Source organism: Pseudomonas sp. TWR1-1-4, from assembly GCF_049897165.1.
In the GTDB taxonomy this organism is placed as follows: domain Bacteria; phylum Pseudomonadota; class Gammaproteobacteria; order Pseudomonadales; family Pseudomonadaceae; genus Aquipseudomonas; species Aquipseudomonas canadensis.
The window spans coordinates 62,295-80,612 of sequence record NZ_JAFCVS010000011.1; the positions used below are offsets into that span (position 1 = coordinate 62,295).

General features: G+C 61.8%; 17 protein-coding genes and 1 pseudogene. 7 read left to right on the top strand and 11 right to left on the bottom strand.

The window, feature by feature from the left end:
- Positions 1-55: 55 nt before the first annotated feature.
- The gene (locus ACP7C6_RS29090; RefSeq protein ID WP_426109582.1) at positions 56-394 is read right to left on the bottom strand and encodes a hypothetical protein; all 339 of its coding nucleotides are present in this window, start codon (positions 392-394) and stop codon (positions 56-58) included.
- Between the two features lie 26 nt (positions 395-420).
- Entirely contained in the window at positions 421-1,590 is a 1,170-nt protein-coding gene (locus ACP7C6_RS29095; RefSeq protein ID WP_426109583.1) for a PLP-dependent aminotransferase family protein, read from the bottom strand.
- On the opposite strand from ACP7C6_RS29095, the gene ACP7C6_RS29100 reads away from it, so the two are divergent.
- Entirely contained in the window at positions 1,538-2,596 is a 1,059-nt protein-coding gene (locus ACP7C6_RS29100; RefSeq protein ID WP_426109584.1) for a multidrug effflux MFS transporter, read from the top strand. The two genes, ACP7C6_RS29095 and ACP7C6_RS29100, sit on opposite strands and share 53 nt — an antisense overlap.
- A gap of 98 nt (positions 2,597-2,694) precedes the next feature.
- Here ACP7C6_RS29100 and ACP7C6_RS29105 read toward each other — a convergent pair whose 3' ends face one another.
- Positions 2,695-3,600: a hypothetical protein gene (locus ACP7C6_RS29105; protein ID WP_426109585.1), complete on the bottom strand. Its 906-nt coding sequence runs from the start codon at positions 3,598-3,600 to the stop codon at positions 2,695-2,697.
- Between the two features lie 315 nt (positions 3,601-3,915).
- On the opposite strand from ACP7C6_RS29105, the gene ACP7C6_RS29110 reads away from it, so the two are divergent.
- On the top strand, positions 3,916-4,599 hold the full coding sequence (locus ACP7C6_RS29110; RefSeq protein WP_010211030.1) for a response regulator transcription factor: 684 nt from the start codon (positions 3,916-3,918) through the stop codon (positions 4,597-4,599).
- Positions 4,577-5,968, top strand: coding sequence for a sensor histidine kinase (locus ACP7C6_RS29115; protein ID WP_016975576.1), 1,392 nt, complete (start codon positions 4,577-4,579; stop codon positions 5,966-5,968). Before ACP7C6_RS29110 ends, ACP7C6_RS29115 begins: the two co-directional genes overlap by 23 nt.
- A 159-nt stretch (positions 5,969-6,127) precedes the next feature.
- Here ACP7C6_RS29115 and ACP7C6_RS29120 read toward each other — a convergent pair whose 3' ends face one another.
- The 3 genes from ACP7C6_RS29120 to ACP7C6_RS29130 are packed head-to-tail and all read right to left on the bottom strand — an operon-like array spanning position 6,128 to position 8,393.
- A complete protein-coding gene (locus tag ACP7C6_RS29120) occupies positions 6,128-6,544 on the bottom strand; it encodes an SRPBCC family protein (RefSeq protein ID WP_068934201.1) in 417 nt (138 codons plus the stop codon).
- A 29-nt stretch (positions 6,545-6,573) separates the two neighbouring features.
- Positions 6,574-7,371 (bottom strand): SDR family NAD(P)-dependent oxidoreductase, encoded by a 798-nt coding sequence (locus ACP7C6_RS29125; RefSeq protein WP_028615847.1) that lies wholly within the window; start codon positions 7,369-7,371, stop codon positions 6,574-6,576.
- Between the two features lie 17 nt (positions 7,372-7,388).
- Positions 7,389-8,393 (bottom strand): aldo/keto reductase, encoded by a 1,005-nt coding sequence (locus ACP7C6_RS29130; protein ID WP_426109586.1) that lies wholly within the window; start codon positions 8,391-8,393, stop codon positions 7,389-7,391.
- Between the two features lie 113 nt (positions 8,394-8,506).
- On the opposite strand from ACP7C6_RS29130, the gene ACP7C6_RS29135 reads away from it, so the two are divergent.
- A complete protein-coding gene (locus ACP7C6_RS29135) occupies positions 8,507-9,391 on the top strand; it encodes a LysR substrate-binding domain-containing protein (protein ID WP_028615845.1) in 885 nt (294 codons plus the stop codon).
- 110 nt (positions 9,392-9,501) lie between these two features.
- Here ACP7C6_RS29135 and ACP7C6_RS29140 read toward each other — a convergent pair whose 3' ends face one another.
- Genes ACP7C6_RS29140 through ACP7C6_RS29150 form a run of 3 tightly spaced genes read right to left on the bottom strand, consistent with a single transcriptional unit; the run spans position 9,502 to position 13,262 of the window.
- Positions 9,502-10,794, bottom strand: coding sequence for an NAD(P)/FAD-dependent oxidoreductase (locus tag ACP7C6_RS29140; protein ID WP_426109587.1), 1,293 nt, complete (start codon positions 10,792-10,794; stop codon positions 9,502-9,504).
- On the bottom strand, positions 10,791-11,879 hold the full coding sequence (locus ACP7C6_RS29145) for a polyamine ABC transporter substrate-binding protein (RefSeq protein WP_028615843.1): 1,089 nt from the start codon (positions 11,877-11,879) through the stop codon (positions 10,791-10,793). The genes ACP7C6_RS29140 and ACP7C6_RS29145 overlap by 4 nt, the downstream gene beginning before the upstream one ends.
- A gap of 24 nt (positions 11,880-11,903) precedes the next feature.
- Positions 11,904-13,262, bottom strand: a complete 1,359-nt coding sequence (locus tag ACP7C6_RS29150; protein ID WP_068934205.1) for a glutamine synthetase family protein — start codon at positions 13,260-13,262, stop codon at positions 11,904-11,906.
- A gap of 139 nt (positions 13,263-13,401) precedes the next feature.
- Here ACP7C6_RS29150 and ACP7C6_RS29155 point away from each other — a divergent pair, with 139 nt between their 5' ends.
- Both ACP7C6_RS29155 and ACP7C6_RS29160 read left to right on the top strand, forming a co-directional pair.
- Positions 13,402-14,304, top strand: coding sequence for a helix-turn-helix domain-containing protein (locus tag ACP7C6_RS29155; protein ID WP_426109588.1), 903 nt, complete (start codon positions 13,402-13,404; stop codon positions 14,302-14,304).
- Positions 14,305-14,376: 72 nt separating this feature from the next.
- The gene (locus ACP7C6_RS29160) at positions 14,377-16,527 is read left to right on the top strand and encodes a TonB-dependent siderophore receptor (RefSeq protein WP_426109589.1); all 2,151 of its coding nucleotides are present in this window, start codon (positions 14,377-14,379) and stop codon (positions 16,525-16,527) included.
- Here the strand turns inward: ACP7C6_RS29160 and ACP7C6_RS29165 are convergent.
- Positions 16,517-16,789, bottom strand: a pseudogene (locus tag ACP7C6_RS29165) (MFS transporter); the annotation flags it as partial. The gene ACP7C6_RS29160 and the pseudogene ACP7C6_RS29165 sit on opposite strands and share 11 nt — an antisense overlap.
- A 5-nt stretch (positions 16,790-16,794) precedes the next feature.
- Between ACP7C6_RS29165 and ACP7C6_RS29170 the strand changes: the two are divergent.
- Complete coding sequence (locus ACP7C6_RS29170) at positions 16,795-17,565, top strand: AraC family transcriptional regulator (RefSeq protein WP_426109590.1); 771 nt, start codon at positions 16,795-16,797, stop codon at positions 17,563-17,565.
- 3 nt (positions 17,566-17,568) lie between these two features.
- Here ACP7C6_RS29170 and ACP7C6_RS29175 read toward each other — a convergent pair whose 3' ends face one another.
- Entirely contained in the window at positions 17,569-18,006 is a 438-nt protein-coding gene (locus ACP7C6_RS29175; RefSeq protein WP_028615837.1) for a carboxymuconolactone decarboxylase family protein, read from the bottom strand.
- Positions 18,007-18,318 lie beyond the last annotated feature (312 nt).

The following is an 18,318-nucleotide window of genomic DNA, read 5'->3' on the forward strand; positions in this document are numbered from 1 at the left end:
CGGCCCACAGCAAAGCCATCCCGGTCAGGGGATGCGTCTTGAGGTGCAACAGGAATCAGGCACGGGGTGGGCGCCAGACGCCGGACGGCGTGCGGTCTGGAATGAAATCCGAAGAGGCGCTGACAAGCAGCGGATGCGCCAGGGTCAACGGCGCCTTGAGCACCGGCAAGGAGAGTTGCAGCAAGCCGCCAGTCTTGCATTCCTGGCCGGGTTTGCAGACCTTGCCGTGATCGACGCCATCCTGGCAGCAGTCAGGGTTCATGTCGGTCATCACCTGCATGTCCGACATCTTCATCGGGCAGGGTTCGGTGCTCGACGGCACACCCGCCATCCCGGTCAGGGGAAGCGTGAGGCTCAACAGCAGGACCAGGACTAAACGCAAGAGGCGGCTCATGGGGCGCGAGTCTAGCCAAGCGCGGGTTAAGCCGCTATTAACAATTGCGTGAGAACTCGGCCGTGATAGCGGATCTGGGCCAGGGTCAACGCGGTGTAGCCGATGATCACCGCCGGCGGCAAGCTCACGCCGTGACAGAACTTGCCAAGGGGCTGCAGCGTCAACCCGGCTTCGGCGGCATGGTTGCAGAAATCGCCCTCTTCGACACCGGCCGGCAACCACAACACAAAATGCAACCCTGCCTGCTGGCCACTGACCGCGCAGCGCCCGTCCAGGCATTCCAGCAACGCATCGCGACGGGCCTGGTACGCCTGGCGCGAGGCACGCAAGTGACGCACGAAGGCGCCACTGCGCAAGAACTCGACCAACCCCAATTGATCAGTGGCCCCCACCGAATGCCCGGTGAGTTGCAAGGTGCGCAACAGCCCGCGACGCAACGCCTTGGGCACCACCATGAAGCCCACGCGCAAACCGGGGAACAGGTTCTTGTTGAAACTGCCGCAGTAGATCACGCGGTCGGCCGAATCCAGGGACTTGAGCGCGGCCAGTGGCGCGGTGTTGTAGTTGTACTCGCTGTCGTAATCGTCTTCGACCACCCAGGCGTCGGCGCGGGCTGCCCAGTCCAGCAGCGCCAGGCGACGGGACACCGACAGCGTCATGCCCAGCGGCGCCTGGTGCGCCGGGGTGACGTAGGCCAAGCGGGCTGTCTCGGGAAGTTGCGCAGTATCGAGGCCCTCGGCGGTGACGGGGATGCCCTGCACATTGGCGCCTGCCAGCGTGAATAGGCGCCGTGCCGGCAGGTAGCCGGGATCCTCGACACAGGCCCTATCGCCGGCCTTGAGCACGCTGCGCGCGATCAGGTCCAGGGCGTGGCGGATGCCGGTGGTGACAATCACCTCATCGGCTTCGCAATGCAGGCCGCGATAGCTGCGCAGGTAGTCGGCGATCTGTGCGCGCAACTCGGGCAGGCCGGCCGGGTGTGACGCTTCCAACACGCCCGGCCCGACTGACAACAGCCCACGGGTGATACAGCGGGCCCAGCTCTTCAGATCGAACAGGCTGGCATCCGGGCGCCGTGCGACAAAGGGCACATGGCTCTGCACACCACTGTCCGGCAGATCAGACTCCACAGGCCGACGGGGTATGTCCTTGGCCAACGGCGCGGCGATTTCGCTGCTGGTCAGTGGTCCGCTCACCGACCGCTTTGGTCGTCGTCCGGTGTTGCTGGCCGGGTTGTTTCTGTATGTCCTCGCCACGGCAGCTTGTGCCCTGGCGGACAACATCGCCGTGTTGATCATCGCCCGACTGTTCCAGGCTTTGGGTGGCTGTTGCACCACCGTGATCGGCCGTGTGATCGTGCGCGATTACTTCGACCGCAACGAGCAAGCACGCCTGCTTGGGCTGATCTCCATGGCCATGGCAATTTCGCCCATGGCCGCGCCGGTACTGGGTAGCCTGATGCTGCCGTTCATCCACTGGCGCGGACTGTTCGTGCTGCTGGGCGTAATCGGAGCTGTGCTGTGCCTGGTGGTGTATCGCCGTCTGCCTGAAACCCGCCCACCGGAAGTCGCCGCCGCCCCGCCGCGTGGGCTGCTGCGCATTTACGGCCAACTGCTGCGTGACCGTTACTTCCTGCGTTACTCCGTGGCGATCGGTTGCGTGTACAGCACCTATTTTCCGTTTATCAGCGAGTCATCGGCGTTGCTGCAACGGGGGTTTCATCTGTCCGCGACTGCTTACGCACTGGTGTTCGCAGCAACCATCAGCGGCTACATGCTGGGCGCGAACCTGTTTCGTCGGCTGGTGCGGCGCTTCGAGGCAGACCGTTTGATCGTCGTCGGCATAGCAATGAACGTGCTGGGCAGTGGGATTCTCGCGCTGGCGAGCGTCGCGCTGCCGGGGGAATGGCTGGCGATCGTGCTGCCGATGGTGCTGATCATGGTGTCGGTGGGGATGGTGATTCCGGCCTGTCAGCTCTCGGTGCTGCAGCCCTATGGTGCAATCGCGGGAACGGCATCCGGGCTGTTCTTTTTTACCCAGATGTTCCTGACGGCTGTGAGCAGTTGGGCGACCGGGCTGTTGTCCGATGGGACGTCGGCACCGTTGGTGATGATGACGGCACTGGCCAGTGTGTTGCTGGTGACAAGCTGGCTGGCCTTGCAGCAAAAAGCCGCGCCTGTTGCTCAGGCGCGGCTTGGGTAACGCAACAATCAGTGCATGAAGATCGCGATCAGGATGATCACCGGAATAGGCACACCGAGGAACCAAAGCAGTAATGAGCGCATGATGTTCTCCTTGAATTAACGTACGAAGTGTTCGGTTTCGACATACACCACGGCATCGCGACGGCGACCGCCAAAGGTGGCTGCGAAGCTGGCGAAGAACGCGCCGATCAACAGGGCAACAAAGGTCCACAGCGAGGTATAGGCAGCGACTTTTGCAGCGGTGTCAGCGGCTTGCTTGGCTTTGAGCTTGGCGTCTTCAACGGCTTTACGGGCATCGCCATAGACCTTGTCGATACGCGCCTCGGCATCCGCCTGGCTGAGGTTGGTGCGCTGGCTGATCAACTGCGCCAGGTAGGCACGGTCTTCAGGGGCCAGTTGACCGTCGTTGCTCAGGGTGCGGGTGAAGATGCGGGCAACCACACCATGGGCGGCGTCATCGCTGACGGCGGCCGGGCGATCATCGCGGAACAGGCTGTCGACGTAGTAGTCGAAGTCGCCACCGTTGACGCCCTTGGCAGCACTGCCAGAGGCTTGGGTGATGCCACTGGCCGCGCCGGCTGCAACGCTGGCACCGGCTTTCACGCCGCCGCTGACGACACTGCTCACCGAACCGACTACCAGTACCGCAGTAATCAGCGTGGCCACAGCCCAGGCCAGGAAACCATGGGCGGTGTCGCGAAAGTACACCTCATCGCCATGCATATTCGCCCACTTCACCCGCAACCGGCCGGCGATATAACCGCCCAGCCCGGACGCGACGATCTGGGTAAACGCCAGCCAGACAATCGTGGAAATGCCAAGCCCTTTGGCACTGATGCCACTGTCAGCCCACGGCGATACCGCCGAAAAGCCCAGGCCGAAGCCCAGCAGCACCAGGATCAGGGACAATGCGGCCGCAGCGGCCGCCCCAGCAAAAATCGCCCCCCAGGAAACCCCGGAGAGCGCGCTCGACTCTTGCAGCGTGGATGAGGATGTGATCATTGTTGTTGTGCTCCAAGGCAGAAAAATAGTGTTACAAGTCTCAAAAGGGACAGTGCAGGCACCATGCCAGTCGCCACAAAAATAAATATCTATATATTTCAACAGGTTAAATAACTTGAACTTCCTAGAACCATGCAAGTTGCAAGAAACAGCAGTGGCAGGCGGGCTTTATGCATTCCCGAAGATCAATGTGGCGGTTTTGCCAACATGAAGTTTTATTTAGGAAGCGTTCAGCCATTTCTTGGCAAAATGCCCGCACTTCTGTAGGAGCCGGCTTGCCGGCGATTGCGGTCTTCCAGTGTGAAAGGTAATCCTATGACCCGTATTTTGACCATCGAGGATGACGCCGTAACGGCCCGCGAGATCGTCGCCGAGCTGAGTAGCCATGGACTGGATGTAGATTGGGTAGACAACGGCCGTGAAGGCTTGGTCCGCGCCGTCAGTGGCGATTACGACCTGATCACCCTCGACCGCATGCTGCCGGAACTCGATGGCCTAGCCATCGTCACCACGCTGCGCACGATTGGTGTATCGACGCCGATCCTGATGATCAGCGCCCTCTCCGACGTGGATGAGCGTGTGCGCGGCCTGCGTGCCGGCGGGGATGACTACCTCACCAAGCCGTTCGCCTCGGATGAAATGGCCGCCCGCGTCGAAGTGCTGCTGCGGCGCAAAAGCACGGTTCAGGAGTTCGAAACCGCCCTGCGCGTGGCCGACCTGGAGCTGAACCTGATCAGCCGCGAAGCCAGTCGCGCCGATCAGCCCCTGAGCCTGCTGCCCACCGAATACAAGTTGCTGGAATTCCTGATGCGCAACACCGGGCAGATCCTGTCGCGGATGATGATCTTCGAAGAAGTCTGGGGCTATCACTTCGACCCCGGCACTAACCTGATCGACGTGCACATCGGCCGTCTGCGCAAGAAGATCGATCCACCAGGCCTCACGCCGCTGATCCGCACGGTACGAGGTTCCGGTTATGTCATTGCTGAACCCCTCTAAAGGCTGGCGCTCTTCCAGCAGCCGCTTGCTGGCGCTGTACAGTTCGTTGTTCGTGGCCTGGAGCTGCATCCTCATGGGGGTGCTGTATTACGAGGTGTCGGGTTACCTGGGCGACCTGTCGCGCCATTCGCTGATGCAGCGCCAGCACCTGTTCCAGCGCTTCGACGGCGAGGAACTGGTCGAAGCCCTGACCACCAGCATGACCTTCGACATGAAGGGCGTGGACGCCTACGGCCTGTTCGATGAGCAGTTCCGCCCGCTCAGTGGGCCGATCCGCGCGGTGCCGCCGGACCTGCCGCTGGACGGCAAGATCCACGCCCTGGTCAATTGCGTCGACTCCGACGACCCCAAGTTGCCCAAGGACAGTTGCGACGCTGTCGCCACCCACACCGAAGACGGCCGCTGGCTGGTGCTGGTGCGCGCCAACGGTTCGCTGTTTGGCGTGACCCGGATCATCTGGCATGCCCTGCTGTGGGCGTTGTCCTTGACGATTATCCCTGGCGCTGCCGGCTGGCATTTATTGCGTCGACGCCCGTTGCGACGAATTCGCGGGATCCAGGCCAGCGCCGAAGCCATCGTTGCCGGCGACTTGACCCACCGCCTGCCGCTATCGAACCGACGCGACGAACTGGACATGCTCGCGGCCATCGTCAACGCCATGCTGGATCGCATCGAGAAGCTGATGAACGAGGTCAAGGGCGTGTGCGACAACATCGCCCACGACCTGCGCACCCCTCTGACACGCTTGCGCGCGCAGTTGTACCGGATCAAGCAGGAGGCCGAGGCGGAGTCGGACTACGCGGTGAAACTGGATGACGCGATTGCCGAAACCGATACGCTGATGGCGCGCTTTCGCGGGCTGTTGCGTATCTCCGAACTGGAAGACCACCAGCGCCGCTCAGGCTTTTTGGTCATGGACCCGCTGCCGCTGTTGCGTGAGTTGCACGACTTCTACCTGCCGCTGGCCGAAGAAGGCGAACTGCAACTGCGCCTCGAAACACCGGAATCCCTGCCATGGATCACCGGCGACCGCGCGCTGCTGTTCGAGGCCCTGGCCAACCTGTTGAGCAACTCGATCAAGTTCTCCCCACCGGGCGGCGAAGTGATTCTGCGTGGGGTCAATGATGCCGGTAGCACGCGCATTGAAGTGCACGACTCCGGCCCCGGCATACCGGCGGCGGAGCGTGACGCAGTGTTCCAGCGCTTCTATCGCGTGGATGAAAGCGACCAGCAAGGCGGGTTCGGGTTGGGCTTGTCGATTGTGGCGGCGATCATCAACTTGCATGGGTTCAAGTTGGAAGTGGGTACCAGTGAACAAGGCGGTGCCAGATTAGTCCTGGAATGCCGCCAGCAGCTCATGCCCGAATAGCTTGCGCTGTTGAGATTTACTTCGGTGAGCGGGCTTGCTGTGGTGAGCGAGCTTGCTCGCGCTGGAGTGCGTAGCGCTCGCAAGATTTTTGGGGCTGCTGCGCAGCCCAGCGCGGGACAAGCCCGCTCACCACAAAACCCAGTCACCACAGGTTCAGTTTCAGTCTGGGAAATTGGCGCGCAACGCCTCAAGCCCACCGCTGTAGACACCGGCAAACAATTCCTCCACCGCCGCATCCGTAGTCCCCGTCGCCGGCGTGAACACACCCGACCAGGTCACTTTCGCCGACGTTTCGGTCAAGGCCTCAACCTGCAATGTCGCCAGGTACGCACTCACAGGGAACGGTGACTGCTCGATGGTGTAGCTGTAGGTGCGCCCAACGTTATCAAAGCTCTGCAACCGCTCCACCACCACGCCACCGTCGGCGGTTTGCAGGTGACGCACGCGGCCGCCATCGCTTGGCTCGCTTTTGACAATGAACGCCAGCCAGTCCGGCAGGCTGTTGAAGCCACCGACCAATTGCCAGACCTGATCGGCCGAGACAGGGATTTCAATTACAGAAGACGCTGTTGCCACGTTAATTACTCCAGAAAATAGAAAACAACTCAGATAGCCATGCTGTCGACCACACCACCGTCGACCCGCAACGCGGCACCGGTGGTGGCAGATGACAGGGGTGAAGCAATGTACGCCACCAGGTTGGCGACTTCATCCACATTTGCCGCGCGCTGGATGATCGAGGTCGGCCGTGCGTGACGCACAAACACATCCGCCTCGTCCCGCGCACTGCGCCCCGATTGTGCGGTGGCGTCCTTGAGCATTTGCTCCAGGCCGTCGGTAAAGGTCGGGCCAGGCAACACCGCGTTTACCGTCACACCGGTGCCCGCCAGGCGCTTGGCCAAACCATGGGACACTGCTAGGTTGGCGCTCTTGGTCACGCCGTAGTTGATCATGTCCGCCGGGGTCGCCACGCCGGACTCCGACGACAGGAAAATCACCCGCCCCCAGCCCTGCTCGACCATACCCGGCGTGTAATGCCGCGCCAGGCGTACACCGGAGATCACATTGACCTCATAGAAGCGTGTCCACTCGCTGTCCGGGGCCTCAAAGAAATCCACGTCGTTGAAGATGCCCAGGTTGTTGACCAGGATGTCGGCACGCGGTTCGGCGGCGAAGAGTTTTTCTGCGCCTTCAGCCGTACCGAGATCCGCCACCAAACCACGCAGGTCAGCGCCGGGAACGGCCTGGCGGATGCTCGCCAAGGCGTCATCCACCTTGCCCGCGTCACGCCCGATCACCACCACCGTGGCGCCGGACTGCGCCAGCGCCTGGCTGATGCCAAGGCCAATGCCGGCGGTGCTGCCGCTGACAATCGCTACTTTGCCGCTTACATCAATTTTCATGGTTGAAACTCCTGAAGTTAAAGCGGCAGTGGTGCGCGATCCGAAATCAATCGGGCATCGCGCAGGGCCTGCCAGAAGGCTGCCGGGATCTTTTCTGACAACGCCGCGACGTCTTCGGCAATCCTGCCCGGACGGCTGGCACCGGGAATCACCGCCGCCACGGCCGGATGGGCCAGGGAGAATTGCAGCGCGGCGGCTTTCACACTGACGCCGAACGCCTGGGCAATCGCCTTGATCTGCTCGACCTTGCTGATGATCGCCGGGCTGGCTTTCTGGTATTCGAAGTGTTCGCCACCGGCAAGGATGCCGGAGCTGTAGGGGCCACCGACGACGATCTCGACGTTCTGGGCCGAAGCCGCGTCCATCAGGCGTTGCAGGGCACGATCGTGGTCCAGCAGAGTGTAGCGGCCGGCCAGCAAAAAGCCGTCGGGCTGCGCCTCCGTCAGGTCCAGGGTCAATTCGCACGGCTCGACGCGGTTCACGCCCAGGCCCCAGGCCTTGATCACGCCCTCTTCGCGCAAGCGAGTCAGCACTTTGAACGCACCGGTACAGGCCTGGTTGAAGTACTCCAGCCACTGGTCGCCGTAGAAGTCCTGGGCGATGTCGTGAATCCATACGATGTCCAGGCGATCGGTGTTCAGGCGGGTCAGGCTGTCTTCGATGGAGCGCAAAGTGGCGTCGGCGCTGTAGTCGTTGAGCATCTTGTTCGGGCGGCCGTGTTCGAACACGCCGCTTTTTTCGCCGAGGTCACGGGCGCTGTCTTCGACTTCGTCGAGGATCACCCGGCCGACCTTGGTGCTGAGCACGAAGTCGTCGCGGTTGTACTGCGACAGGGCTTGGCCCAGGCGGATTTCCGAGAGGCCCGAGCCGTAGAACGGCGCGGTGTCGAAATAGCGCACGCCGGCGCTCCAGGCGGCCTCCACGGTGGCCTGGGCCTCGTCTTCAGGAATGGCGCGAAACATGTTGCCCAGCGGTGCGGTGCCAAAGCCGAGTTGGCCGGGAAGTTTATCTTTCAAGCTCATGGTGGATCCTCAATGGGTGCAGGGGTCGCTGTGACCGTTGAGCAGATCCTAGATTGCAGAGATCGGACCGTCCAAGACATACTGCGACCAACTTGAGTCCTCGTAGGTCTAACATGATCGATCTCCGCCAACTGCGCTACTTCGAAGTGGTCGCCGAAGAAGAACACGTCGGCCGTGCAGCCGAACGCCTGCACATCTCGCAGTCGCCGCTGAGCCGGCAGATAGCCCAGCTTGAAGAGCGTTTGGGCCTGACCTTGTTCGAACGCAGCCAGCAACGCATCCGCCTGACCCGTGACGGCCAGACCTTCCTGGCTGAAACCAAAGCGCTGCTGACCCACGCCAATCGCCTGGAATCCCTGGGCAAGCGCCTGGGCCGCGGTGAAGAAGGTGGGCTGTGCATCGGCTATATCGAAAACGCCATGCATGCCGGTGTATTGCCCAATGCCCTGCGCATCCTGCGCGACGACCGCCCCACCGTGCATATCAAGCTGTATAACCTGCCGTCTCTCGAACAGCTGGAAGGTCTGCGCCAACGCAGCCTGGATATCGCATTGGTTGGCGAACCACCGGCCGCCGATGACCCGGACCTGATCGCGCGGCAAGTGCTGGATGACCCGATGCTGCTGGCCCTGCCTGAACACCACCCACTGGCACGCCAAAGCGAGCTGCTGCCCGAGCATCTGGCCGATCAGGAATGGATCGGCGTGCAACGCAAACCCGGCGCGCATCCAACTGACGACTTTGTTGCCGCCTGCATTCGCGCCGGCTTCACCCCACAGATCCCCATGGAAGCCGGTGAACCGTTTACCGCGTTGGGCCTGGTGGCTTCGGGCCTGGGCGTGGCAATGGTGCAAAAGGGCCTGAGCCGCAATGCCCCGCCCGGCGTGGTGTTGCGGGAGTTGCCGTGGCTGAGCTATACCACGCCGCTGTGGGCGGCGTGGCATCGGATCAACTTGCGGCCACTGGTGGAAACCTTCCGCAAAGTGCTCACACATTGAACCCCCACCTGTAGGAGCTGGCTTGCCAGCGAAGGCGGCAGGTCATCCACCGGATGCGTCGACTGAACCACCGCTAATCGCTGGCAAGCCAGCTCCTACAGTGAATTGTGCTAGACCCACTCCTTCACTCGGTACCACAACATCCCCAACGCCAGCAGCGGCGAGCGCAGCGCTTTCCCGCCAGGGAAGGTCATGTGTGGCACTTGGCTGAAAATATCCAGGCCCGTGCTGTAGCCGGCGTGGATACCTTCGGCCAGCAACTTTGCGCACCAGTGGGTCACGTTCAACCCATGCCCGGAATAGCCCTGGGCATAAAACACATTCGGGTACTGCTTCAGGCGCCCCACCTGCGGGAAGCGGTTGGCGGTGATGCCGATCTTGCCGCCCCACTGAAACTCAATGGCGGTATGGGCCAGTTGCGGGAACACCTTGAGCATTTTCGGCTGCATATACGCGGCGATGTCCACCGGATCGCGGCCGGAGTAATGGCAGGCGCCGCCGAATAGCAGGCGGCGGTCAGCGGACAATCGATAGTAATCCAGGCCGACTTTCTGGTCGCACAGCGCAAGGTTCTGCGGGATCAACTGGTTGGCCACATCTTCCGACAACGGCTCGCTGGCGATGATGTAGCTGCCCGCCGGGAGCACCTTGCCGCTCAGGCGCGGTTCCAGTTCCTCCAGATGGGCATTGCAGGCCAGCACCAGGTGGTCGGCGCGTACCGTGCCGCCTGCGCAGCGCACTTGCACCGTGTCGCCGTGGATCAGTTCAAGCACCTCAGTGTGCTCGAAGATCCGCACCCCGAGAGACTCGGCCAACTGCGCTTCACCCAGCACCAGATTCAACGGGTGAAGATGCCCGGAGCCCATGTCCACCAGGCCGCCGGCATACACCGACGAGCCCACCACTTGCTGAATATCCTGCGGACCCACAAGGCGTGTTTCGTGGGCATACCCCATCGCCGCCAAGTGCTCCTGCTCACCTTTGAACGCCGCGAACTGCGTCGGCGTATTGGCCAACTCGCAAAAGCCCCAGCGCAAGTCGCAGTCGATGTTGTGCTCGCGAATACGCTCGCCCACCAACGCCACCGAATCGATACCGGCGCGCTCCAGGTAACGCACGCCCTCCTCGCCAACGTACTTGGCGAAGCCCGACACGTCATGGCCGATACCGCGAATCAACTGCCCGCCGTTGCGCCCGCTGGCGCCCCAGCCGATGCGCCGGGCTTCCAGCAGGATCACCGAAAGCCCGCGCTGGGCCAGTTCGATGGCGGTATTCACGCCAGTGAACCCGCCGCCGATCACGCACGCATCGGCGGTCAGGTCGCTGCCCAATGCGGGGCGCTCCGTCAGGGCGTTGGCCGTGGCCCGGTAGTAGGACCGGGCGTGGTCAGTCGACTGCATCATTTGTTGGTCTTCACTTTGCTCCAGGCCCGGGTCATCAGGCGCATGGTCGCCGGGGTCGGCGTGGTGGAAATGTAGAGTTTGTCGAGCACTTCCTGCGGCGGGTACACCTCGGGGTTGTTCACCAGTTCCGGGTCCATGAAGGCCTTGGCGGCCGGGTTGGCGTTGGCATACCCCACCGAGGCGCTGACCTTGGCGATCACTTCAGGGTCGAGGAGATAGTTAATGAACGCGTGGGCTTCTTTCGGGTTGCTCGCGTCGGCGGGAATCGCCAGCAGGTCGAACCACAAGTTGGAGCCTTCCTTGGGAATCGAATAAGCAATGTTCACCCCATTCTTGGCTTCCTTGGCGCGGTTGGCGGCCTGGAACACGTCGCCGGAATAACCGAAGGCCACGCAGATATCACCGTTGGCCAAATCCGAGATGTACTTGGAGGAATGGAAGTACGTGATATACGGTCGCAGCGTCAGCAGCTTGGCCTCGGCCTGTTTGTAGTCCTCGGGATTCTCGCTGCGCGGGTCCTTGCCCATGTAGTTGAGGATCGCCGGGAACAGCTCGTCCGCCGAATCGAGGAAGGCCACGCCGCATTGGTTGAGTTTCTTGATGTTCTCGGGCTCGAACAGCACCGCCCATGAATCGATATGGTCGATGCCCAGCACCTGCTTGACCTTGTCGACGTTATAGCCAATGCCATTGGTGCCCCACAGGTACGGCACCGAGTGCGCGTTGCCGGGGTCATTCTTTTCCAACAGCTTGAGCAACTTGGGGTCGAGGTTCTTGAAGTTGGGCAGTTGCGCGCGGTCGAGCTTGAGGAACGCACCGGCCTTTACCTGGCGCGCCAAAAAGTGGTTGGACGGCACCACCACGTCGTAGCCGGTGCGCCCGGCGAGCAACTTGCCCTCCAGGGTTTCATTGGAGTCGAACACGTCGTAGATCGGCTTGATCCCGGTCTTGGCCTGGAAGTCGGCCAAGGTCGTCTCCCCGATATAGTCGGTCCAGTTATAGACGCTGACCGTCGGCGCCGCCTGGCTGGCACTGCTGAACGCGGCCACCAGGGCCAGCGGGAGAAGCTGTTTCACAAGACGCATATCGACACCCCTTTTTTGGTTTTTTTAGACGCTCAACAGCAGGAACTCACGCTCCCAGGAACTGATCACCCGCTTGAAATTTTCGTGTTCGGCACGTTTGACCGCCACGTAGCCCCGCACGAACTTGTCGCCCAGGTACTGTTTGACCGTGTCGCAATCCTCCATGCGCGCCAGCGCATCTTCGAGGGTGAACGGCAGGCGCAGGTTACGGCGTTCATAGGCGCGACCTTCCACCGGCACACTGGGTTCGATCTGCTCAATCATCCCGAGGTAGCCACACAGCAGACTAGCGGCAATCGCCAGGTAGGGATTGGCATCGGCGCCGGGCAAGCGGTTTTCCACACGCATGGCGTCGGGGCTGGAGGTGGGCACGCGCAGGCCGACGGTGCGGTTTTCTTCGCCCCACTCGACATTGACCGGCGCCGAAGTGTCCGGCAGGAAGCGGCGGAACGAGTTCACGTTGGGCGCGAACATCGGCAGCAGCTTGGGAATGTACTTCTGCAAGCCGCCGATGTGGTGAAGGAACAGTTGGCTCTTGTTGCCATCAGCGTCGACGAACACTGGTTTGCCGGTGGCGATGTCGACCACGCTCTGATGCAGATGCATGGCGCTGCCCGGCTCGTCAGCCACCGGCTTGGCCATGAAGGTCGCGGCTACGTTGTGCTTGAGCGCGGCCTCGCGCAGGGTGCGCTTGAACACAGTGATCTGGTCGGCCAGGTCGAGGGCATCGCCGTGGCGGAAGTTGATTTCCATCTGCGCCGGGCCGTCTTCGTGGATCAGCGTGTCGAGGTCCAGGCCCTGGGCTTCGCACCAGTCGTAGACGTCTTCGAACAGCGGGTCGAATTCGTTGGCGGCATCGATGGAAAACGACTGACGCCCGGTTTCGGCGCGGCCGGAGCGGCCTATCGGAGTTTTCAGCGGCAGGTCCGGGTCTTCGCAACGCTGGGTCAGGTAGAACTCCATTTCCGGCGCGACGATCGGCTGCCAACCCTGATCGGTGTAGAGCTGCAGGACCTTCTTCAGCACGTTGCGCGGCGACAGTTCGATGGGGTTGCCCTGCTTGTCGAAGGTGTCATGGATCACAATCGCGGTGGGCTCAATCGCCCACGGCACCACATACGTGGCATTGGACACCGGGCGGCAGACCATGTCGATATCGGCCGGGTCGAGCAGGTCGTAGTAGATTTCGTCGTCGACAAAGTCCCCGGTTACCGTTTGCAGCAGCACACTTTCCGGCAGGCGCATGCCTCGCTCATGCAGGAACTTGTTGGTAGGCGCAATCTTGCCGCGTGCGATGCCAGTCAAATCACTGATCACGCATTCGACTTCGGTAATCTTGTGTTCTTTCAGCCAGGCGGACAGCTGATCGAAGGGGGCGTTCATAAGGACCTCGTCATGGGTTGGGTGCATGCGCCGGCTTGTACTCCTGGCGCATTGAGGTCTATCTTGATGCGCCGCCCCTGCGGCATCTATCCACTTTGCACGAACCACAACGCACCAATAGAGTGCGCCCAGGTTACCCATGACACAGGCAACAGCTTTGCGCGTACAGGCCTTCACCACCGGTGATGTGGCCGCTCAATGCAATGCGACACCCGGTTGGGTGCAGCAGTACCAGCAGATGTCCCCAGGGCATTTTGCCGGGCGAATCCGCTATCTGGATTTGCAGGGTGTGGAGGTGTACGAAGAGTGCATGAACACCCGCGTGGAGCAGCATTTCAACGCGCCCGCCGGCTCCCTGGCGTTCTGTTTCGACGGCAGCGACAACGCGCTGTATATGCTCAACGGCGAAAGCCACAACACCTGGATCACCCCGGAAAACTACCGTGAAGTGGCGGTGGTGTTCGGGCCGCAATTCGTGCAGCGCCATGGGCTGGATGTGGCGAAGCTCGAAGGCCTGTTCATGGCACCGTTGACCTGCCAGCAGAATGGGCTGTTCAGCCGCTGGCTGAGTGGCACCCTCACCCGCTTGTCCGCCGAAATCGACCCCGCCAGCCGTGACGCTCTCACCCAACAGTTACTGGACGATTGCCTGTTCATCCTCGACAACGCCTGCGTGTGCCTGGACCGCCACTCGTTGCAGCGACGCAGCGAAGAACGCCGGTTGATGGCGCGCATCGGCGAATGGGCCGCGGATGCACCGGATGAGACCGTCAACCTGCTGGAACTGGCGCACATTGCCGGCGTGCCACTGCGTCAGTTGCAACAGGGCTTCAAGACCTACACCGGAATGAGCCCGGCGCAATGGCTGAGGTTGCGCCGCTTGAACGGGGCGCGGCGTGAGTTGCTGGGTTCACCGGACTCTACTGTGGCCGAGGTGGCGATGAATTGGTCGTTCTGGCACCTGGGGCGGTTTTCCAACAGTTACCGGGCGTTGTTCAAGGAACTGCCGAGCGAAACCCTGAAGCGCAGTACGCCCTCGTAGCAGCAGACTTGTAAAAGACCACGCTTATGCCTAGCTTATGCGCCCCCCGCCCGCGCTTTAAGGCCCTGCCCCATGGTTTTGCGTTTTCGTCCCGTCGCTTCCTCACGTTTCGCCCTCGGCCTGCTGCTCAGCAGCGGCATCGGCAGCAGCCTGGCGGCTGAAATCGAACTGCCGGCGGTGAACGTCCAGGGCCAGGAAGAGTCCGGCTATCGCAGTGAAACCGCCTCGGTGGCCGGCTTCGATGATGCGCCGCTGCTGGACACTCCGGCGTCGATCACGGTGATCAACGCTGCGCTGATCAAGGACCAGCAGGCGCGCTTGCTCAGCGAAGTGCTGCGCAACGACGCCTCGGTGGGCGACAGCTATGCGCCCATCGGCTATTACGAAAACTTCGTGGTCCGCGGCTTCTCGCTGAACGCGGCAAGCAGCTACAAGATCAACGGGCGCACCATCACGGGCGAGCAGAACGTCGCCCTGGAAAACAAGCAGCAGGTCGAAGTGCTCAAGGGCCTGGCCGGCCTGCAAAGCGGGATTTCCGAGCCGAGCGGCGTGATCAACTACGTGACCAAGCGCCCGGAAGACGTGCGCTCAGTGACCGTCTCCACCGACGATCGCGGCAGCGGCTACATCGCCACCGACGTGGGCGGCTGGTTTGGCAGCGAGCAGCAATTCGGCCTGCGCGCCAACGTGGCCCATGAAGACCTCAACGCCTATGTGGAACAGGCCAATGGCCAGCGCGATTTTGTGTCCCTGGCGTTCGACTGGAACATCAGCCCCGATGCGGTGTTGCAGTTGGATGCGGAATACCAGAACAAGCAACAGCGTTCGGTGCCGGGCTACCAGTTACTGGGCGGCACACAAGTTCCCCACGATGCTTCGCCGAAAAAACTGCTGGGCCACCAGAGCGGGTCGAAGCAAGTGGGCATTGACTCACTGAACCTCAACGGCAAGTTCGAGTATCGCTTCAGCGATCAGTGGAAAGGCAGTGTCAGCGCCGCGCGCAGCAAGGTGGTGATCGATGATTACAGCTCGTTTGCCTATGGCTGCTTCTATGTGACCGATTGCGGCACTGCTTTCTTCAGCCCCACCGGCGACTACGACATCTACGACTACCGCAGCCCCGACGACACCCGCCGTGACGACGAAGTGCAGGCGGCCATGACTGGGCTGTTCGACACCGGTAGCCTGGGCCATGAACTGACCGTTGGCACCAGCGCATTTCGCCGAGTGGTCGACAAGCGCAAGTCGGTCAACGAATACATCGGCAGCGCCAACATCAACGTCGACGCCCCGACCTTCACCCCCACCGACGTGCCGTTGAACGACAAGCACCGGCGTCTCGACAGCCGCCAATATGGCCTGTTCGTAACGGACCGCATCCGCTTCAACGAGCAATGGCAAACCATCCTCGGCGGCCGTGAAGTGCGCCTGGATGAAAAAGCCTTCGACCAAAACGGCAATCAGCAACGCCATACCCAACAATACGAATTTCTGCCCCAGGCGTCGTTGATCTACAAACCAGTGGAAAATGTGTCGCTGTACACCAGCTACAGCAAAGGCCTGTCCCTGGGCGGTGAGGCACCTTGGACGACCCGCAACGACGGCGAAACCCTGGCCCCCACCACCTCACGTCAAATCGAAGCCGGGGTGAAATACGACTGGCGCCGCATGAGCTTCACCGCCGCTGTATTCCAGACCCGCCAGGCCTACCAATACGCCAAGCCGGACGGCACTGGCCAATTCGACTATGTGCAACAGGGCGAGCAAAAGAACACCGGCCTGGAACTGTCGGCCAATGGCTGGGCCACCGAGCGCCTGCAGATCGCAACCAGCGTGGCGGTGATTCGTGCACGGGTGACCGGCAGCGGGACTGCGGACTATGAGGGCCACCAAGCGATCAACGTGCCCAAGCTGCGCGCCAGTGTGTATGCCGATTATGCATTGCCTTGGGTGAACGGCCTGGCGGTACTCGGCGGCGTGCAATACAGCGCCAAGAAGTACGCCAACCGTAGCGGCAATGTGGAGGTGGGGGATTACGCAGTGGTGAACGTCGGCAGCCGCTACACCACCAAAGTGAGCGGCTATGAGACGGTGTTCCGCCTGAGCGTCGACAACCTGTTCGACAAGCGCTACTGGCGCGACGCGGGCGAATACATGGGCGATGACTACCTGTTCCAGGGCGCGCCCTTGACGGCGCGACTGAGTGCTTCGGTCAATTTCTGAACACACGCGGCGCTGCCAGCCACAGCGCCGCCAGGCCGCACGTCAACAGGCTCCAGCCAAGGTCTTGAGCCCAGGTAACCAGGGTCAACCCGGCGCCAATCGCCAGGTAATAGAGCAAGCCAAAAACGGCCGCAGCGGTGCCAAGGCGGTCTTGATAACCCACCAATGCCGCCCCCAGCACGTTGGGAATCGCCATGCCGAACGCCAGAACCACCAGCAGCATCGGCCCCACGAACAGCCAGCTGTCCTGAAACATCAGGACAGACCATGGCATGGCTCGCCGCCGACGCATCCTTCGACCCTGACAGCCACCTGGCTCCCGTCATCGGCATTACCGCCCTTCTCGGCGACCACGACTCCGGCCTGCATCACCACCGGCGTGGTCAACTGTTGTTTACCCAACAAGGCTGCACCCGCATTACCCTGGACAATCAACTGTGCCTGCTGCCACCGACCCGCGCGGCGTGGATACCTTGCGGTGTGCGTCACCGTGCGGTGATGAGCAAGACGGTAGATTACCGCTCGGTGTACGTAAGCCCGGCCGTTGCGACCCTGTTGCCGACAGAGGTGCGGGTGATCGAAGTGAGCGCTTTGTTGCGCGCGGTGCTGGAACCGATGGCCATGGCCCCCTTCGAGACTGATTGGCACACCGGCCGATATGCCCATTTGCTGGCGTTGTGCCTGGAGGAAATCCAGGGTGCGGCCGAGCAACGCATGCTCCTGCCCTTGCCGCAGGACAAGCGCCTGGCACCATTGCTGGCCCATCTCGAGCGCTTGCCGCCCATGCTGCAAGCACTGGAAAAGCAGGTTGGCGCCAGCACCAAGACCATCGGCCGGATCTTCCTGCGGGAAACCGGCCTGGGGTATCAGCAATGGCGCCAGCAGTGGCGCTTGATGCGCGTCATCGAGTTGCTCGCCACCGGGCGCAGTATCGGCTACTGCGCCTTTGAGCTGGGCTTTGCCAGCGACAGCGCATTGATCGCCTTCTTCAAGGGAATGACCGGCACCACGCCACGGGGCTATTTCAAATCAGGTTGAGCCTTACTTTGGCATCTTGCGAAAGCCCACTGCCAACCGGTTCCAGCTGTTGATGGTGGTGATGGCCACGCTCAGGTCGATCTGCTCCTGCGGGCTGAACTCGGTGGCCAGTGTGTTGAAGTCTTCGTCCGGGGCGTGGGTGTGGCTGATCAGGGTCAGGCTCTCGGCCCAGGCCAGGGCGGCGCGTTCACGCGGGGTGAAGAACGGCGTTTCGCGCCAGGCGGAGACGGTGTACAGGCGGCGTTCGGTTTCACCGCCTTTGCGGGCGTCGGCGGTGTGCATGTCGAGGCAGAAGGCGCAGCCGTTAATCTGCGAGACGCGCAGGCGTATCAGTTCCAGCAGGGGCAGTTCGATGGACAGCTTGCCGACGGCGGCTTCCAGGGCGAGCATGGCTTTCATGGCGTCTGGGGAGGCGGTGTAGAAATCGGTACGGGTTTGCATGGGGGTGCTCCAGGGCAGTGGGGATTGATGGCTAGGTTAGTCATCGGGCCTTGGAGGGGGAATATCCAATTTGGGGGAAGAATGGGTGACCAATTGGGTTGGGTTGGGTACATATCCGTTATTGGGGTGATGGCTGGTATTGGTTCCGCCCTTACGGCGGGTCACTTTTGGAAAAGAGCCCCAAAAGTAACCAAAAGGGCTCTTGCCCCAACACTCGGCACCTCGCCTAGGCTCGGTGTGCCCGTAATCCGACAGGGATTTGGGGGGCCGCCGCCACGCGCCATCCATGGCGCGGGGCGGCTAAACCGGCAT

Bases quoted from the DNA above. Each gene is read 5' to 3' on its own strand.
- ACP7C6_RS29090 (WP_426109582.1), bottom strand. From the start codon at position 394: ATGAGCCGCCTCTTGCGTTTAGTCCTGGTCCTGCTGTTGAGCCTCACG.
- ACP7C6_RS29100 (WP_426109584.1), top strand. From the start codon at position 1,538: ATGTCCTTGGCCAACGGCGCGGCGATTTCGCTGCTGGTCAGTGGTCCG.
- ACP7C6_RS29105 (WP_426109585.1), bottom strand. From the start codon at position 3,600: ATGATCACATCCTCATCCACGCTGCAAGAGTCGAGCGCGCTCTCCGGG.
- ACP7C6_RS29110 (WP_010211030.1), top strand. From the start codon at position 3,916: ATGACCCGTATTTTGACCATCGAGGATGACGCCGTAACGGCCCGCGAG.
- ACP7C6_RS29115 (WP_016975576.1), top strand. From the start codon at position 4,577: ATGTCATTGCTGAACCCCTCTAAAGGCTGGCGCTCTTCCAGCAGCCGC.
- ACP7C6_RS29125 (WP_028615847.1), bottom strand. From the start codon at position 7,371: ATGAAAATTGATGTAAGCGGCAAAGTAGCGATTGTCAGCGGCAGCACC.
- ACP7C6_RS29130 (WP_426109586.1), bottom strand. From the start codon at position 8,393: ATGAGCTTGAAAGATAAACTTCCCGGCCAACTCGGCTTTGGCACCGCA.
- ACP7C6_RS29135 (WP_028615845.1), top strand. From the start codon at position 8,507: ATGATCGATCTCCGCCAACTGCGCTACTTCGAAGTGGTCGCCGAAGAA.
- ACP7C6_RS29140 (WP_426109587.1), bottom strand. From the start codon at position 10,794: ATGATGCAGTCGACTGACCACGCCCGGTCCTACTACCGGGCCACGGCC.
- ACP7C6_RS29145 (WP_028615843.1), bottom strand. From the start codon at position 11,879: ATGCGTCTTGTGAAACAGCTTCTCCCGCTGGCCCTGGTGGCCGCGTTC.
- ACP7C6_RS29150 (WP_068934205.1), bottom strand. From the start codon at position 13,262: ATGAACGCCCCCTTCGATCAGCTGTCCGCCTGGCTGAAAGAACACAAG.
- ACP7C6_RS29155 (WP_426109588.1), top strand. From the start codon at position 13,402: ATGACACAGGCAACAGCTTTGCGCGTACAGGCCTTCACCACCGGTGAT.
- ACP7C6_RS29160 (WP_426109589.1), top strand. From the start codon at position 14,377: ATGGTTTTGCGTTTTCGTCCCGTCGCTTCCTCACGTTTCGCCCTCGGC.
- ACP7C6_RS29170 (WP_426109590.1), top strand. From the start codon at position 16,795: ATGGCATGGCTCGCCGCCGACGCATCCTTCGACCCTGACAGCCACCTG.
- ACP7C6_RS29175 (WP_028615837.1), bottom strand. From the start codon at position 18,006: ATGCAAACCCGTACCGATTTCTACACCGCCTCCCCAGACGCCATGAAA.